Origin of the sequence: Streptomyces albiflavescens (assembly GCF_014645835.1) — a bacterium.
Classification (GTDB): domain Bacteria; phylum Actinomycetota; class Actinomycetes; order Streptomycetales; family Streptomycetaceae; genus Streptomyces; species Streptomyces albiflavescens.
Genome location: NZ_BMMM01000011.1, coordinates 281,974 through 296,482, shown reverse-complemented (window position 1 = coordinate 296,482; position 14,509 = coordinate 281,974). Strand labels below are relative to the sequence as shown.

Genomic DNA, 14,509 nt, shown 5'->3' with positions numbered 1-14,509 from the left:
CGCGGCCGTGGTCGCGGCCTGGTCTGTCACTCGGCCTCAGCCGACAGTCGGCTAGGGGCGGTCCCCGAAGATCGTGCGGTGCCAGTCCTTCCTGGCCACCGCGGTGTTGTCGAACATGACGTGCTTGATCTGCGTGTACTCCTCGAAGGAGTAGGCAGACATGTCCTTGCCGAAGCCGGACGCCTTGTAGCCGCCGTGCGGCATCTCGCTGATGATCGGGATGTGATCGTTGACCCAGACGCAGCCCGCCTTGATCTCGCGGGTCGCGCGGCCTGCCCGGTAGACATCGCGGCTCCAGGCGGAGGCCGCGAGTCCGTACGGGGTGTCGTTGGCGAGCGCGATGCCCTCGTCGTCGGTGTCGAAGGGCAGCACGACGAGCACCGGGCCGAAGATCTCGGCCTGCACGATCTCGCTGTCCTGGGCGGCGTCCGCGACGAGCGTGGGCGCGTAGAACGCACCACTCTTGAGTTCGCCCTGTGGGGCGGTTCCGCCGGTGACCACGCGCGCGTAGTCGCGGGCCCGGTCGACGAATCCGGCGACGCGGTCGCGCTGGGCGTGCGAGATCAGCGGGCCGAGGTCGGTGTCGGACGCGAACGGGTCGCCCACGCGGACGCTCGCCATCAGGGCGGCGGTCTTCGCCACGAACTCTTCGTAGAGCGGCCTTTGCACATACGCGCGCGTGGCGGCCGTGCAGTCCTGCCCGGTGTTGATGAGCGAACCGGCCACCGCGCCGTTCACGGCGGCGTCCAGATCCGCGTCGTCGAAGACGACGAAGGGCGCCTTGCCGCCCAGCTCCAGGTGGAGCCGCTTGACGGTCGAGGTGGCGATCTCGGCGACCCGCTTGCCGACGGCGGTGGACCCGGTGAAGGAGGTCATGGCGACGTCCGGGTGGCCGACGAGGTGCTCACCGACTTCCTTGCCCAGGCCCGTGACGATGTTGATGACACCGTCGGGGATCCCCGCCTCGGTGGCCGCCTCGGCGAACAGCAGCGAGGTGAGCGGAGTCAGCTCGGCCGGCTTCAGGACGATCGTGTTGCCGGCGGCGACGGCCGGGAGGATCTTCCAAGCGGCCATCTGGAGGGGGTAGTTCCAGGGCGCGATGGAGCCGACGACGCCGATGGGTTCACGGCGTACGTACGAGGTGTGGTCACCGGAGTACTCGCCCGCGGACTGGCCCTGCAGATGCCGGGCCGCGCCCGCGAAGAAGGCGGTGTTGTCGATGGTGCCCGGAACGTCGAACTCGCGCGTCAGCTTGAGGGGCTTTCCGCACTGGAGCGACTCGGCCTGGGCGAACTCCTCGGCGCGCTCGGCGAGTACGGCGGCGAAGCGGTGCAGCGCGTCGGAGCGCTCGCCCGGGGTGGCGCTCGACCAGCCGGGAAACGCCTCGTGGGCGGCGGCGACGGCCGCGTCGACGTCGGCGGTGCTCGCCAGCTCGTATGTGTACACCTCTTCGCCGGTGGCGGGGTTCACGACCGCGTGCGTGCGGCCGGAGGTGCCCTTGGTGAATCGGCCCGCAATGTACTGCGCGCCGTCCGCCAAGCGGTCCTGCGCCTGGAAGCGATGGCCCGGATTGTGCATGTCGCTCTCCTCCGCCGTTCTCCCCGTCGTCGCGGGGGTCGGCGTAGCTCCAGCTCGATTTGAGTGCCGATCCTGACAGAGCAAAGGGACTCCAACAAGTGATTCCGTTGTTGCCTTTTGGTTACGCGACGGAATCCTTCGACCAGGTGTCGAGTCCCGCTGGAAAAGGCGGGACGGAATGTCAGTGGTGCGTGCCAGAGTGGCGTGCATGGGGAAGATCGATTCTTGGGAAGCGCTGGTCAGCGCGGTCCACTCGGGAGCGAGGGTCAAGTACCTGCACTTCTGGGGGCACCGCCCGCGACCCGACGGCCGGGTGAGCGCGAGCTGTCTGAGCCAGTGGTGGCCATCGCCCTTCGTGGTCGACGATGTCGAGTACGCGACGGCGGAGCACTGGATGATGGCGTCGAAGGCACGGCTCTTCGGGGACGAGGAGGCGGAGCGAGCGGTCCTCGCGGCTTCGAACCCCGCGCTCGCCAAGAAGGCGGGGCGGTTGGTGCGCGGCTTCGACGAGGCCATATGGGAGCGCGAGCGGTTCGGGATCGTGGTCGAGGGCAGCGTCCACAAATTCGCCGCGCACACCGACCTGCGTGAGTTTCTGCTGGGCACGGGCGAGCGAAGCGAGATGGGGGTCCCCCCGGCCGAAAGCTGGGGGAGGGTGCTGGTCGAGGCCAGTCCGATGGACCGGGTGTGGGGCATCGGGCTGGCGGCGGACGACGAGCGGGCCTCGGATCCCGAGCGCTGGCGGGGGCCGAATCTGTTGGGGTTCGCGTTGATGGAGGCGCGGGAGAGGCTGGCCTAGCGGTTCGTGGGCCGCGCCACTCCTCTACGGGATTACGGCTGCTCTACGGGATTACGGCTGCTCCATGACAAGGGACGTGGAGAAGCCGTCGTCGCCGCCCGAGTCGCCGTCGCCGCTGTCGTCCGGGACCACGATGAGGAAGACGAGCATCGCGATCCCCAGGGCGATACCGACCGCTCCGCAGATGATTCCGGCCAGCGCCTGGCCCGGGTTCGTCGCCTCGCCGCGACGCGCCTTGCGGCGGCCGATCACGCCGAAGATCACGCCGAGGATGCCCAGCACGATGGCGAGCGGCCACAGACAGAACACGAGCGCCGCGAGAATGCCGAGCACGAGGCCGGCGGTCCCCATGCCGTTGCTCGGCGCGAGCGGCAGCACCGGGGGCCAGCCGTAGCCGGGGACACCTTGGTGGGCGGCGTGCGGCGGGGCGGGAGCGTACTGGGGGAAGCCGTATCCGTACGGCAGCCGGCCGGGGCCGTCGGGCGCGATGGGGGGCGGGGGGACGGGTTCTCCAGGAGCGGGCTGAGGGTAGGGGGAGGGGGCCGCGGGGGCCGCGAAGGGGTTCCCGGAGACGCCCGAGGGCGTGGGACCGGCGGTGGGCGGGAGGTCGCCCGGGGGTGCGAAGGGGTTCTCCCAGGGCTGGGGGCCGGGGGCGCCCGCCCCGGGGAGGGAGGTGTAGGTCGGCTGGTCGTGCACCGGGAGAGGCAGGGGCGCGGCGCTTCCGCCGTACGGAGCGGTCTCCATGGGCGGAGCCCAGGGGTTCGGCCCGGGGCGGGGGTCGGCGCCGGGCTTGTCCAAGGGCACCTTGGGACCGGGGGCGGCTTGCTCGGGGCGGGCGTCCGGGTCATGCCCCGCTGCGGGCGAGTTGCCCCAGGCGCGCGCACCCGGCGCGTGGCCCCGCACGTGAAAGGCGTCATCCAGCTGGGCACCCTGGGCACCCACAGCGTCCTCGGGCTCGACACCCTCCACGCGAGCAGCGTCCTCGGGCTCGACACCCTCCACGCGAGCAGCGTCCTCGGGCTCGACACCCTCCACGCGAGCAGCGTCCTCGGGCTCGACACCCTCCACGCGAGCAGCGTCCTCGGGCTCGGAACCCGGAGCACGGCCCTCTCCGGGCACCACATCCTCCGGTTCCGGACCCGGCGCACCGCCCACCGCAGGCATCGCGGGGTTCGATTCCGTACCCGGCGCGCGGCCGCCCTCCGCAGGCGCCGCATCGGTCGGTTCCGTACCCGACGTGCCGCCCTCCCCAGGTGCCGCATCGCTCGGAGAGGTCGGACTCGCCTGGCCCGGTGGAGCCCACGCGTCAGCGTCACGTGGCGCTTCCGGCGTCTGGGCGTCGTCGGACATGCGCGGGGCCCCCTCTTCTGTCGTACGTTCCGTCATGCTACGGCCCGGGCCCGGAGCGGCGTGGGCCCCCGCCTACGATGATCCCTGAGTCACCGATCAGCCGATCACCCGCGTCCCGCCGACCACTGTCCGGGACGCCGTTCCGGGGAGGAACCTTGACCGACCACCGCACCCCAGGCGATGACACCCGCGATCTGCACGCCTTCATCGCCGGACTGCCCAAGGCCGAACTGCACGTGCACCACGTCGGCTCCGCCTCCCCGCGGATCGTGTCCGCCCTCGCCGCACGGCACCCCGACTCCAAGGTGCCGACCGACCCCGAGGCCCTCGCGGACTACTTCACGTTCACGGACTTCGCCCACTTCATCCAGGTGTATCTGTCGGTCGTCGACCTCATCCGCACCCCGGAGGACGTACGGCTGCTGACGTACGAGGTCGCGCGCGACATGGCCCGCCAGCAGGTCCGTTACGCCGAGCTGACCATCACCCCGTGGTCCTCCACCCGCCGCGGTATCGACGAACTCGCCTTCATGGACGCGATCGAGGACGCCCGCAAGGCGGCCGAGGCCGAGTTCGGTGTCGTACTGCGGTGGTGCTTCGACATTCCGGGAGAGGCGGGGCTCGAGGCCGCCGAGGAGACGGTGCGGCTCGCCACCGACGACCGGCTGCGGCCGGAGGGGCTGGTCTCCTTCGGGCTCGGCGGCCCCGAAATCGGCGTACCGCGCCCGCAGTTCAAGCCGTACTTCGACCGGGCGATCGCGGCCGGACTGCGGTCGGTGCCGCACGCCGGTGAGACGACGGGGCCGGAGACGGTCTGGGACGCGCTGAACGACCTGCGGGCCGAGCGCATCGGGCACGGCACCAGTTCCGCGCGGGACCCGAAGCTCCTCGCCCACCTCGCCGAGCACCGGATCGCCCTGGAGGTCTGCCCCACCTCCAACATCGCCACCCGCGCGGTCCGCACCCTCGACGAGCACCCCATCAAGGAGTTCGCGCGGGCCGGGGTGCCCGTCACGATCAACTCCGACGACCCGCCGATGTTCGGCACCGACCTGAACAACGAGTACGCGGTCGCCGCCCGTCTCCTCGACCTCGACGAGCTGGGCCTCGCCGCGCTCGCCAAGAACGCGGTCGAGGCGTCGTTCCTCGACGAGGCCGGCAGGACGAGGCTCACCGCGGAGATCGACACCTACGCCTCGACGTGGCTCGCGCCCTGACACACCGCACCACCACAATGGGGCCCATGCGCACCGTGACCGCCGTCGCCCACCGCGGCGCCCCCTACCGTGTCCGCGAGAACACGATCGACTCGCTGCGTTCCGCGCTCCAACTGGGCGCGGACGCCGTCGAGATCGACGTACGACTGACCCGTGACGGCGTACCCGTCCTGCTGCACGACGAGACGCTGAAACGTCTGTGGGAGCAGGACCGGCCGCTTCGCTCGCTCTCCTCGGACGAGGTGGGCGGGCTCACGGCGGGCGGCGTGCCCACGCTGGTCGAGGCCCTCAAGGAGACCGAGGACAGCCGGATCATGGTGGACCTGCCGGGCGAACCCGATGGCAGGGCCGTACGCCGGATCATCGACGTCATCCGCGAGTGCGGGGCGGAAGAGCGGGTGTACTACTGCGCGGGCGCCCCGGCCATGCTGGCGGTACGCGCCGCCGACCCCGCCGCGGAGATCGCGCTGACCTGGACGAGCGTCGCGCCACCGCGGCCGACGCTGCTCGACGCCGTACGACCGCGGTGGCTCAACTACCGCTTCGGGCTGGTCGACCGGGAGCTCGCCGCCCGTGTCCACCGCGACGGTTACCTGCTGTCCGTATGGACCCCGGACACCCGCCGCTCCATGCGGCGCCTCCTGGACATGGGCGTCGACTCGATCACGACGAATCGCATCGACGCGCTGTGCGCCCTGCGCAAGGGCTGACTCGGGCGTCGGTACGGCGTACTCGCGTCACCTGGACCGCAGGACCATGGGCGGGCCCCGGCAACGCCGCGAGGAGTGGGCCCGGCGGCGCCGGGCGCCGGCGCTCGCCCGCGAACTCCCGCGGCGGGGCGATCGCCTGGGCAGCACCGGCTGCCGGGCCCGGCCTGCTTTCGATCCGCTCGCCAACACCTGGAACCGTGTGGTGCTGTGGGCCCTGCGGCACGGCCCGGTGCGCCACGGCGAGCTGCGCGAGCGCATCGGCGGCATCAGCCAGAAGGTGCTGACCGAGACGCTTCGGCGGCTGGAGTTCAACGGGCTCGTCCTGCGGCGGGCGTACGGCGGTTCACCGCCGCGGTCGAGTACGAACTCAGCGGGCTCGGACGGTCGTTGCCCGACTCCATCGGCGCCTTCGGTGCCTGGGCCTTCGAGCGCGGCGACGAGGTCATGGCCACCCAGGAGCGCTACACGCGGGAGCGCTGAGCGACCGTCGCCGGGTCGGTGGGGGTGGCGCGGGTCAGATACTGCGGTACCGGGGCCGTGTCCTCGCCGTTGTCGCGGACCAGGCCGTAGCGGATCGCTCCCTGGGCCGGACCGGTCGTGACATCCTTGTTCGCCGCGTCCCAGCTCGACGGAAAGACGATCAGGCCGTAGTCGGCGCCCCGTTCGTTCACGGTGAGGGTGACACTGCCGTCGAGGTAGAAGTACTCGTTCTGCCACATCTGCTGGGTGCCGGACGGCAGCACGGTGTATCCGATGCTCGGCCCGCCCATGCCGGTGGCGTAGCCGTCGGGGGCCCCGGGGAGGGCGTCATCCATGCGGCGGCCGCCGCCCGACGCCACGTGGAACAGCTTCCCCTCGAGGCCGGTCCAGGCCGGCATGACCAGCGCCCCGGGCCGGGACTTCGGCGAGATCTGCCAGCGCACCAGGACGTATCCCTTGCCGCTGAGGGTCACGCTGTCTCCGCGGTGTTGCATCACGGCCTTCGCGCCGCCCGTGCTGGTGACCCCGGACTCGGGCCGGTGCGCCAGGGTGCCGGGCCGCGCGTTCGGATCCGGAGCCCGGTCGACGGCATCGACGACCGTCCCGTACACGTCGGTCTTCGTCGGCGACGGCGAGGGCGAGGCGGACGGCGTGGCGGACGGGGTGTGCGACGGAGGGCGGGCCGTGCTCGCCGCCGTGGGCGCGACGGCGGCCCGCGGGGGCGGTTTGTCCGGGGCCTGCGTCACGACGTACGCGCCGCCGGCCACGATCGTCGCGCCGGCCGTCAACGCCACGGCGGGCTTGGTGAGCGCGCTGATCACCTTGGCCGACCATCCGACCCCTGTCGCGGCCGCCGCCGTCTTGCCGCCCAGGGCCAGTGACAGCGTGAAGCCGACCGGCACTGGGACGAGCGCGATCCCGACGAGGAGCCGTTCGGCCGGTACGACGCCCTCGCGCGCGCCCGAGCAGTACGCGCAGCCCCGGATGTGCCGGGCCAGCCGCTTGCGCCACACCGAGTCGGGCCGTCCGTCCCAGCGAGCGGTCACCTCGGGCAGCTCGGGGCAGGACGAGTCGAGTGCCCGGACGATGCCGCGCGCGGTCTCCAGGCGCTCCTTCATACGCTGGACGCGGACGGCGGCGTGCTGTCGGCTGATGCCCACGGCCGCCGCCAGTTCCCGCCGGGTGAGTTCGCCCGCGACCTCCAGCCACCACAGCGACAGCAGCTGGCGGTCCTCGTCGTCGAGCCAGCGCACCGCCTCCGCGACCTCGCGCCGCTGCCCCTCCAGCTGGAGCCGCAGGACGGTCAGTTCGGCGAAGTCGGTGGCCTGGTCGCCCGCGCCGTCGTCCAGCGTCTCGGAAGTCCGGCGGCGCGCCCGGTCCCGTATCTGGCGCATCGCGATGGCCACCAGCCAGGACCGGAAACTGTCCGGATCGCGCAGCGTGCCGAGGTTGTCGACGGCACGCAGCATGGTCTCCTGCACGACGTCGTCGACGTCCGCGTGGCCATTGAGCGCGCGGCCGACGATGTTGTAGACGAGGGGCAGCCAGCCCGCGACCAGTTCGTCGAGCGCGCGCCGGTCACCGGCCTGCGCGGCCGCGATGATGGAGCGCCACTCCCGCCCGTCCACGTCCGCCCCTCCCCTGGTCTCTTCGCCGTCGGAACGTACCTTCTCGGCCATGGCCGCGGCGTGCTGGGCCATGGCCACGACGTTTCCCCTTGGGAGACGGAGGGGGACGCTCCGCGATAACAGTTTTTTTGCGAGGTCGAGAGGGGCGAGACTTTCGCCCCCGCGAGGACGCCTTCCAGGCCCCCTGCTCCGGTGGCCGGCCCCCGTGCCGGGCTCCCGGACGCGGACGCGACCGTCGCGCTCGTCCGGGTCGGGGGCACCGACGGACGCTGGCGCGGCAGCGATGGGCGGCGGGCGACATGATCTCCACGACGGCGGATCTGGAGCGGCTGATCACCCACCTCTTCCGGGGCGACCTGGTCCCGGAGCCGCAGTTGGAGGAGGTGTTCACGGTCCCCTCGGGCATCGAGGGCGCCGACATGAGCGCGGGACTCCAGCGTTTCGAGTACGGGGGCAGGGTCTACTGGCTCAAGTCGGGCGCCCGGTACGGCTACAGTGCGGTCGTCGGCGCCACCCGGGACCTGTCCCGCACCCTCGTCCACTCGGTCAACGCGACCGACGCGAAGGGCGAGTCGATGAACCCGGTGGCCCAGCGGATCGCACTGGCGGCGCTCACGTAGCCAGAGCCGGTGCGGCCCGGCCGGGTTGCGCGGTGAGCGCCTCGAGCCGCTTGATCTTCTTGCGTACGACATACAGCGGGATCACCCCGATGACGCCGAAGGACATGTCGATGACGGTCCACCAGAAGGGGATTCCGCGGATCGGCCCGCAGATCAGCGCGAGCGGGACGATGCCGGCGCAGGCGATCATGCCGAACTCGACGACCCAGATGTTGCGGACCGGATCGCGGTACGGCCCGTAGAAGGCGACCGCGATCACGAGATGCGCGAACGCCAGCCAGTCCGTTCCGTACAGCACGAAGGGGTACTTGGCGTCGGTGGCGTCCAGCCCCCGGCGCACGTGCTCGATCCAGTCCATCAGCACGGGCAGATGTTCGGGCACCGACAGCGACCGCAACAGATCCTCGGTCCAGTGGAGTTCGTGCACCAGGGGGAATGCCGTGGCGCCACTGAGCACCAGGCAGACGACAAAGATGACCAGCCATGCGCGGATGCCCTTGAGGAGGGCGGCTCTGTCACTCATGGCAGGAGCGTACGCCCCGAGTTGAACATGTTCAAAACTACCTCGGCGCAGGGGTCGGCGTCGCCGACGGCGCGCGGGTGGGGACGGTCGTGCGGGTCGGGGCGCCGGGGCTGTCCGTACGAGTCCTCGCGGTGGGTCGGCGGGGGGTGCTCTGCGTGCCGCTGCTGCTGGGGCGGGGGCTGACGGGCTCGGGCGACGCCGACGGAGTGGGTGCGAGGGAAGGACCGCTCGCGGGCGCCGGGGCGAGAGGGACCGTCGGGGACCCGGGCGCCTCGGACGTCGCCGCCAGGTGGAACGGCAGCGCGACGAGGGCGGCGACGGCGCACGACAGGCCGACCCCGACCGCGGTGCGGAGCAGCCTGCGGCGGGCCGCGGCGCGGCGGATCGTCTCGTAGCGGCCGGCGGGTGGGCCGAGGTAGTCGGAGGAGGGCCGCAGGATCACGGCGAGGGGGTCGTCCGGTTCGAAGTCCGGGCCGTCGTCAGAGTGTGTGATCAAGGCTTCTCCTCAGGTGGGCGCGGAGCAGTTCGCGGGCCGCGTGGAGGTCGGCCTTGATGGTTCCTTCCTTGCGCCCGGTCAGCACGGACACCTCCCGGATCGGCATGTCAGCGTAGTAGTGCAGCAGGATCGGGACGCGCAGTCGTTCCGGCAGCGCCTGCACGAGCAGGCGCACCGACGGATCGGCCTGTTCGGTCTGCGGACGGACGGCGGCTTCGACGGTGGCACGGCGCATCGCTCTGCGTTCGCGTTCGAGCCTGCGCCAGTGGTCCCGGACGAGGTTGGCGGCGGTGATGTAGAGGAAGCCGCGGGGCTCCGCCACGGAGGTCCAGCGGGCCCAGAGCCGGGTGAACGCCTCCGAGGCGATCTCGTGGGCCGTCTCGTCGTCGTCGACCAGCCGGCGGCACCAGCCAGCAAGACGCGGATAGAGGGCGGCGAACAGCTCGGACGCTGCCTTCTCGCGGGACCGTTTCAACGCTCTCCATGGTCGTGGGGGCACTCGCGGAGACTCGTGCGGCACTCGTAGGGAAAGAGCCCGGGCCGTCGGCGTACGTTCCGTCGGCCCGGGATCCGGGGGCAGGTCAGGGAGTCGCGGAACTCAGCGCCGCGAAGACGATCACGTTGTCGAGGTATCCGTCACCGGTACGGGAGCCGCCGCACGTGATGAGCCGCAGCTCGGGACGGTCCACATCCCCGTAGACCGCGTCCGCCGGGAACTCCGCCTTGGCGACCGTCCGCACGGAGGTGACGGCGAACTCCGCTGTCGTGCCGTTCTCCAGGCGCACCACGATCCGGTCGCCCCGGCGCAGCCGCGCGAGGTGACGGAAGACCCCGTCCCCGTAGGTGCCGACCGTGACATGGCCGAGGATCACCGACGGGCCGATCCGACCCGGCGTCGGCGAATGCCGATACCAGCCGGCCCGGTCGTGCGCCGCGATCGGAGGCACCTGCACGCTGCCGTCCGAGGCCAACCCCAGCTGGATGACCGGGGTGTCGACCCCGATGGCGGGGATCCGCAACGTGACCGGCACCGAACGCCCGAGGGCATGCACGGCCTTGTCGGGGGACGGTGAAGGGGGCGGCGTGCTCCTGCGGTGTGCGGTCGTGGCCCGGTCGGCCCCGTGTCCGCCGCAGCCCACGAGCAACGCCGCCATCGCCGCTGTGGCGAAGGCCCGCCTGGAGGGCAGGGTCATGCCCCGGTCGCCCGCCGACGCCGTACGACGAACACCGCGGCGCCTCCCACGACGAAGACCGCGGCAGCGCCCCCGCCGATCAGCCCGCCCCCGGCTCCGGACTGCTTCGACACCGGCACCACACCGGTGTTCGGCGCACCGCTCGGTACGACGGAGACCTGGCGCGAGGCCGGCGCCCGCGTCGGCACGGCGCTCGGCTCCGAGGATGCGGTGGTCGGCGCGGGGGTGGCGCTCGGGGCCCGGGTCGGCGCGGTGGTCGCCGGGGCGGGTGCAGCGGTGGCGCTCCGGCGGGCCGTGGGGGTGGGGCTCGCCCCGTCGGCGAACGCGGGCACCGTGCTCGCCAGCACGGCGGTGCTCGCGAGTGCCATGGCGCTGAGGACAGTTCGGCGCATGAATCGCTCTCTTTCGTCGGTCCGCCCATCCGGTGACGCGGCGGGCTGGGTTACGGATCGAGCGAAGAGACGAGGCAGCGGCGGAGCGGGTTGTAAAGAGACGGCAAAGTCGCCGGGAGCCGCCACGTGGCGCGCTACGGCAACGCGGCAGGGACACGGTCGTGTTCGGAAGCCGCCGCGTCGCACGCACCAGGAACGCGGCGGTTACGCGGGCATGTCCGGAAGCCGCGGCGTCGCACGCACCAGGAACGCGGCGGCCACGCGGGTGGTTCGGTGGGGTCAGGCGTCCGCAACCGTCGCGGTGACGGGCGTGCCGATCTCGACCGTGCGGCTGACCGTGCAGAGCCGGTCGTGGGACGTCTTGACCGCCCTGGGGAGGATCGCGCGGGCACGGTCGCCGAGTTCGCCGTCCGGGAAAGCGACGGAGAAGGTGACCGCGAGATCGGTCATCCGGTTGCCGAGCTCGTCACTGATCTTGTCGCCGGTCACGGTGACGGTGAACCCGGTGGGCTCCGAGTGGCGGCCGGTGGCGACATCGACATCGGCCGCGGTGCAGCCCCCGATCGCGGCGAGCAACAGCTCGACCGGCGTGAAGTCGGCGCCGCCGTCGGGATCGGAACTGGTGCCGAAGCGGATCTCGCCACCGCGCGCGTTCGTCGCGGTGAAGTGGCCGGCGCCGGTCCGCTCGATGGTCACGGAGCGCAGAGTTTTGTCGGTCATGCGGACGACACTAGTGGGGCGCGGCGCGGACCGCCGTGGATGTCGGCCCGGTCGGGCGGGACCGTGTGCGCGGCCGGCGCACACGGCGAGACGCCACGCGAGACGGCGCTCCGGTCGTCACCGCGCAGTGCCTGGTGCGCCTGCCGCGACACCTTGTCCTGCCTGCTGTGCAACGCGAAGTCCGCCCGGACCACCGCACCGGGCCGCAGCAGCTTCTGATGGACCATCGGGTTCCGGCCGGCGGACGAGTCGAGGACGCGGTCATCGCGCCGGTGGCGGCACGCACCGGCCTGCCGGGGAGCGACCTGTACGTCCGCACCACCGCGGCGGTCGCCTTCGCCGCCCAGCAGGCAGCCGTTACCTGCCGGCATTCCGACTCCGGCGACGACGCGGTCACCGTGCTCAACAGGGCATTCGACCTGGTCCGAGGCGGGCTCCCCTGAGAGCCACCGACCCGCTGATTGCGTGTTGCCCGGATGCGGTACGGGTTCGGGTAGGCGGCTCGGGCGGCGTCAGTCGCGCAGCGCGAGCGCCTCTGCGAGTTGTCGCCAGGCCGGGCGGGGCAGACGGTGGGACGTGTCGTCCGTGACCACCTGGAGGGCCAAGTGGTCGGCGCCCGCTGCCAAGAAGTCCGCCGCTCGCCGGACGACGGCATCGGAATCGCCCAGTGCGAACACCGCGTCCACCAGCCGGTCACTCCCTCCTCCGCCCAAGTCGTCCTCCGTGAAACCCAGCCGCAGCAGGTTGTTGGCGTAGTTCGGCATGGGCAGGTAGAAGGCGAGGTGGCCGCGCGCCGTCGCACGCGCCCTGTCGAGGTCGGTGTCGAGCACGACTTTCAGCTCGGGAGCGAGCAGCGGGTCCGGCCCCAGGATCTCGCGGGCCTTCGCCGTGTGCTCCGCCGTCACCAGATACGGGTGCGCGCCGGCGGCCCGGTCACGGGCCAGCCCCAGCATCTTCGGCCCGAGCGCGGCCAGCACCCGGGCCTCGGCCGGCACGGGCTCGGGCGCCGTGTCCAGGACGTCGAGGTACGTCCGCATCGAGGAGTAGGGCTGTGCGTACCGCTTGGTGAGGTGGCCGTGGCTCACCCCCAGCCCGAGCAGGAACCGTCCCGGGTGGGCCTTCTCCAGTCCGGCGCGCTGGACGGCCACGTCGGCCGCTTCGTGCTCCCAGATACTGAGGATCCCGGTGGCGACCGTGAGGCGGGAGGTTGCGGCCAGGACCCTGTCCGCCCACACGACCGACGGGCTCCCGCCCATCCACAGCGTGCCGAACCCCAGCTCGTCGAGTTCGGCGGCAGCCTCGTCGAACTCGGCGGTGTAGGGCTGGGCCCCGCGCTGTGCGTCGCTCCAGGCCCCGCTCCAGATGCCGAACGTTCCCAACCGGCTGTGCTGCGGCATGGCGGTCACTCCTTGAGGAAGTCGTCGAAGCGGCCGACGAGCGGGGCCTTCGACGCCGTACCGCGGTGTTCCGACTGCGGGTCGGCGGACAAGACCCGTTCGGCGAAGTACCGGCGACCGTCGGTCTTCCGGTAGCGGTCACGGTAGACGCTGGTCAGCGGGACACCGGCGCCGACACGGCGCCCGGCCGCGAGACCGTCAAGAGGCACCGGACGGAAGGCCCGCAGGGGGTCCCGGGGCGGGGCGCTGCGCGATCCTGGTCTCGCCGCACCTCCGTGCGACCTCGTGGTGCGGCAGGGAACGCACGGCCGGCACCACGCACAGCGTCGCCGGCGGGAGTCCGGCGCCGAAGGCCATGGCCGGGCGGTGGCGAGTTCGGTTCCCGGCAGGGAACTTGTGGCCTGCCGCGCCGTAGAAGGCAAGGCGGAAGTCGGGGGCAGGGTCACCGAGTCGGGGTCCGGAGGTCGGGACACACGATCGGGATCGGCGCACGGGAAAGGGTCTGCCGCGGCAGGACGAAGCCGTCGACCGGAGACCGAGCTGTGCGGAACCTCGCGGTCCAAGCGTGTAAACCCGAGGCAGCAGACCGGGAATTCGCCGAAGGCCCGCCGAAAGTCCGCCGAAGGCCCGCCGAGTCCACGCCGAGAGCTGTCTGCGCGGGCGGCCGATCGACGCGCCTACTCCTCGTCACACCCATGTGACCAGGATCGATAGTTGGCATCAGGCAGCGTTCGGGACCTGCGCTGATGCCAAGTAGGTTCAGCGACTGGAAGTACGGAATCAGAGAGATAGTTGGCACTTTGGTACACCGCAGGTCATGGGGGTGTTTCGCCGGGAGCAGGGGGCCATCTGCCCTCCGGGCGGAAGGCTCCCTCGTGCGCGGCCGACGGACTTCAGGTCCCGATGCAGCTTCTCTGTCGATGATCCGTACGGTGATACATCCAGAGCACCACGTCGCAGACACGCAGCGCACTGACGGTCGCGGGGAGGTCGGCGGATTGCCGTAGGGCCATCAGTTCGCGGTGCAGCGCATGGTTGTCGGCACGCAACGCGCCATGCAGGTCGAGCCAGAATGCGCCACCGAGGTCTACCGGAGCACCGACTCGTGCACGCAACCCGAAACGCACCCTCGACCAGCCGCTCCATCAGATCCGCGTCACCTCACAAGACCCAGGTTGATGAGGCGGAATCCCATTGCCGAGTCACTGACATCGAAGATGCCGGCCAGCGCACTGGTGCAGCGTTCCGGACCATGACGAACGACAGCAGGCAGACGTGACAGTTCCGATCGGAGTAGGTCGGCAGGCATCAACAGGCTCGCTGCGAAGGCATTCGCCTCGATCTCCTCGCGGTCGGTCGGGTTGCGTCCTGAGAAGTGGTGTACGGACTCCCACCTGATCCGGGCG

At 71.5% G+C, this 14,509-nt stretch carries 16 protein-coding genes and 2 pseudogenes; 6 read left to right on the top strand and 12 right to left on the bottom strand.

The window, feature by feature from the left end; all coding sequences use genetic code 11:
• Positions 1 to 51: 51 nt before the first annotated feature.
• On the bottom strand, positions 52 to 1,578 hold the full coding sequence (locus tag IEY95_RS28650; RefSeq protein ID WP_189189035.1) for a gamma-aminobutyraldehyde dehydrogenase: 1,527 nt from the start codon (positions 1,576 to 1,578) through the stop codon (positions 52 to 54).
• A gap of 178 nt (positions 1,579 to 1,756) precedes the next feature.
• Between IEY95_RS28650 and ybiA the strand changes: the two genes are divergently transcribed.
• A complete protein-coding gene (gene ybiA, locus IEY95_RS28645; RefSeq protein WP_189189034.1) occupies positions 1,757 to 2,377 on the top strand; it encodes a riboflavin biosynthesis intermediates N-glycosidase in 621 nt (206 codons plus the stop codon).
• A gap of 51 nt (positions 2,378 to 2,428) precedes the next feature.
• Here the strand turns inward: ybiA and IEY95_RS50215 are convergent, their stop codons facing one another.
• On the bottom strand, positions 2,429 to 3,445 hold the full coding sequence (locus IEY95_RS50215) for a DUF4190 domain-containing protein (protein WP_268240523.1): 1,017 nt from the start codon (positions 3,443 to 3,445) through the stop codon (positions 2,429 to 2,431).
• A gap of 437 nt (positions 3,446 to 3,882) precedes the next feature.
• Between IEY95_RS50215 and IEY95_RS28635 the strand changes: the two genes are divergently transcribed.
• The 3 genes and pseudogenes from IEY95_RS28635 to IEY95_RS28625 all read left to right on the top strand — a co-directional run bounded on the left by IEY95_RS28635 (position 3,883) and on the right by IEY95_RS28625 (position 6,134).
• A complete protein-coding gene (locus tag IEY95_RS28635; protein ID WP_189189033.1) occupies positions 3,883 to 4,944 on the top strand; it encodes an adenosine deaminase in 1,062 nt (353 codons plus the stop codon).
• A gap of 26 nt (positions 4,945 to 4,970) precedes the next feature.
• The gene (locus IEY95_RS28630; protein WP_189189032.1) at positions 4,971 to 5,654 is read left to right on the top strand and encodes a glycerophosphodiester phosphodiesterase; all 684 of its coding nucleotides are present in this window, start codon (positions 4,971 to 4,973) and stop codon (positions 5,652 to 5,654) included.
• A 136-nt stretch (positions 5,655 to 5,790) separates the two neighbouring features.
• Positions 5,791 to 6,134, top strand: a pseudogene (locus tag IEY95_RS28625) (winged helix-turn-helix transcriptional regulator).
• Here the strand turns inward: IEY95_RS28625 and IEY95_RS28620 are convergent.
• The gene (locus IEY95_RS28620; protein WP_189189106.1) at positions 6,116 to 7,813 is read right to left on the bottom strand and encodes an RNA polymerase sigma factor; all 1,698 of its coding nucleotides are present in this window, start codon (positions 7,811 to 7,813) and stop codon (positions 6,116 to 6,118) included. The pseudogene IEY95_RS28625 and the gene IEY95_RS28620 overlap by 19 nt on opposite strands.
• A gap of 140 nt (positions 7,814 to 7,953) precedes the next feature.
• Between IEY95_RS28620 and IEY95_RS28615 the strand changes: the two are divergent.
• A pseudogene (locus tag IEY95_RS28615) lies at positions 7,954 to 8,382 on the top strand (serine hydrolase); the annotation flags it as partial.
• Here the strand turns inward: IEY95_RS28615 and IEY95_RS28610 are convergent.
• The 6 genes from IEY95_RS28610 to IEY95_RS28585 all read right to left on the bottom strand — a co-directional run bounded on the left by IEY95_RS28610 (position 8,375) and on the right by IEY95_RS28585 (position 11,706).
• On the bottom strand, positions 8,375 to 8,905 hold the full coding sequence (locus IEY95_RS28610) for a hypothetical protein (protein ID WP_189189031.1): 531 nt from the start codon (positions 8,903 to 8,905) through the stop codon (positions 8,375 to 8,377). The pseudogene IEY95_RS28615 and the gene IEY95_RS28610 sit on opposite strands and share 8 nt — an antisense overlap.
• A gap of 37 nt (positions 8,906 to 8,942) precedes the next feature.
• Positions 8,943 to 9,401: a hypothetical protein gene (locus IEY95_RS28605; RefSeq protein ID WP_189189030.1), complete on the bottom strand. Its 459-nt coding sequence runs from the start codon at positions 9,399 to 9,401 to the stop codon at positions 8,943 to 8,945.
• Positions 9,385 to 9,876, bottom strand: a complete 492-nt coding sequence (locus tag IEY95_RS28600; RefSeq protein WP_189189029.1) for an RNA polymerase sigma factor — start codon at positions 9,874 to 9,876, stop codon at positions 9,385 to 9,387. Before IEY95_RS28600 ends, IEY95_RS28605 begins: the two co-directional genes overlap by 17 nt.
• 106 nt (positions 9,877 to 9,982) lie before the next feature.
• The gene (locus IEY95_RS28595; protein ID WP_189189028.1) at positions 9,983 to 10,594 is read right to left on the bottom strand and encodes a class F sortase; all 612 of its coding nucleotides are present in this window, start codon (positions 10,592 to 10,594) and stop codon (positions 9,983 to 9,985) included.
• Positions 10,591 to 10,986: a Tat pathway signal sequence domain protein gene (locus tag IEY95_RS28590; RefSeq protein WP_189189027.1), complete on the bottom strand. Its 396-nt coding sequence runs from the start codon at positions 10,984 to 10,986 to the stop codon at positions 10,591 to 10,593. Before IEY95_RS28590 ends, IEY95_RS28595 begins: the two co-directional genes overlap by 4 nt.
• Before the next feature lie 279 nt (positions 10,987 to 11,265).
• On the bottom strand, positions 11,266 to 11,706 hold the full coding sequence (locus IEY95_RS28585; RefSeq protein ID WP_189189026.1) for an OsmC family protein: 441 nt from the start codon (positions 11,704 to 11,706) through the stop codon (positions 11,266 to 11,268).
• Positions 11,707 to 11,873: 167 nt separating this feature from the next.
• On the opposite strand from IEY95_RS28585, the gene IEY95_RS28580 reads away from it, so the two are divergent.
• Positions 11,874 to 12,149, top strand: a complete 276-nt coding sequence (locus tag IEY95_RS28580) for an acyl-CoA-like ligand-binding transcription factor (RefSeq protein ID WP_189189025.1) — start codon at positions 11,874 to 11,876, stop codon at positions 12,147 to 12,149.
• Positions 12,150 to 12,218: 69 nt separating this feature from the next.
• Here the strand turns inward: IEY95_RS28580 and IEY95_RS28575 are convergent, their stop codons facing one another.
• The 3 genes from IEY95_RS28575 to IEY95_RS49285 all read right to left on the bottom strand — a co-directional run bounded on the left by IEY95_RS28575 (position 12,219) and on the right by IEY95_RS49285 (position 14,230).
• A complete protein-coding gene (locus tag IEY95_RS28575; RefSeq protein WP_189189024.1) occupies positions 12,219 to 13,103 on the bottom strand; it encodes an LLM class F420-dependent oxidoreductase in 885 nt (294 codons plus the stop codon).
• A gap of 5 nt (positions 13,104 to 13,108) precedes the next feature.
• Positions 13,109 to 13,312 carry a hypothetical protein gene (locus IEY95_RS28570; protein ID WP_189189023.1) on the bottom strand — a complete coding sequence of 68 codons (204 nt, stop codon included), beginning with the start codon at positions 13,310 to 13,312 and terminating at the stop codon, positions 13,109 to 13,111.
• 684 nt (positions 13,313 to 13,996) lie between these two features.
• Positions 13,997 to 14,230 (bottom strand): DUF6308 family protein, encoded by a 234-nt coding sequence (locus IEY95_RS49285; RefSeq protein WP_229703437.1) that lies wholly within the window; start codon positions 14,228 to 14,230, stop codon positions 13,997 to 13,999.
• Positions 14,231 to 14,509 lie beyond the last annotated feature (279 nt).

Excerpts from the sequence above, each read along its gene's own strand:
- IEY95_RS28650 (WP_189189035.1), bottom strand. The coding sequence starts at position 1,578 with ATGCACAATCCGGGCCATCGCTTCCAGGCGCAGGACCGCTTGGCGGAC.
- ybiA (WP_189189034.1), top strand. The coding sequence starts at position 1,757 with ATGTCAGTGGTGCGTGCCAGAGTGGCGTGCATGGGGAAGATCGATTCT.
- IEY95_RS28630 (WP_189189032.1), top strand. The coding sequence starts at position 4,971 with ATGCGCACCGTGACCGCCGTCGCCCACCGCGGCGCCCCCTACCGTGTC.
- IEY95_RS28620 (WP_189189106.1), bottom strand. The coding sequence starts at position 7,813 with ATGGCCGAGAAGGTACGTTCCGACGGCGAAGAGACCAGGGGAGGGGCG.
- IEY95_RS28610 (WP_189189031.1), bottom strand. The coding sequence starts at position 8,905 with ATGAGTGACAGAGCCGCCCTCCTCAAGGGCATCCGCGCATGGCTGGTC.
- IEY95_RS28595 (WP_189189028.1), bottom strand. The coding sequence starts at position 10,594 with ATGACCCTGCCCTCCAGGCGGGCCTTCGCCACAGCGGCGATGGCGGCG.
- IEY95_RS28590 (WP_189189027.1), bottom strand. The coding sequence starts at position 10,986 with ATGCGCCGAACTGTCCTCAGCGCCATGGCACTCGCGAGCACCGCCGTG.
- IEY95_RS28585 (WP_189189026.1), bottom strand. The coding sequence starts at position 11,706 with ATGACCGACAAAACTCTGCGCTCCGTGACCATCGAGCGGACCGGCGCC.
- IEY95_RS28575 (WP_189189024.1), bottom strand. The coding sequence starts at position 13,103 with ATGCCGCAGCACAGCCGGTTGGGAACGTTCGGCATCTGGAGCGGGGCC.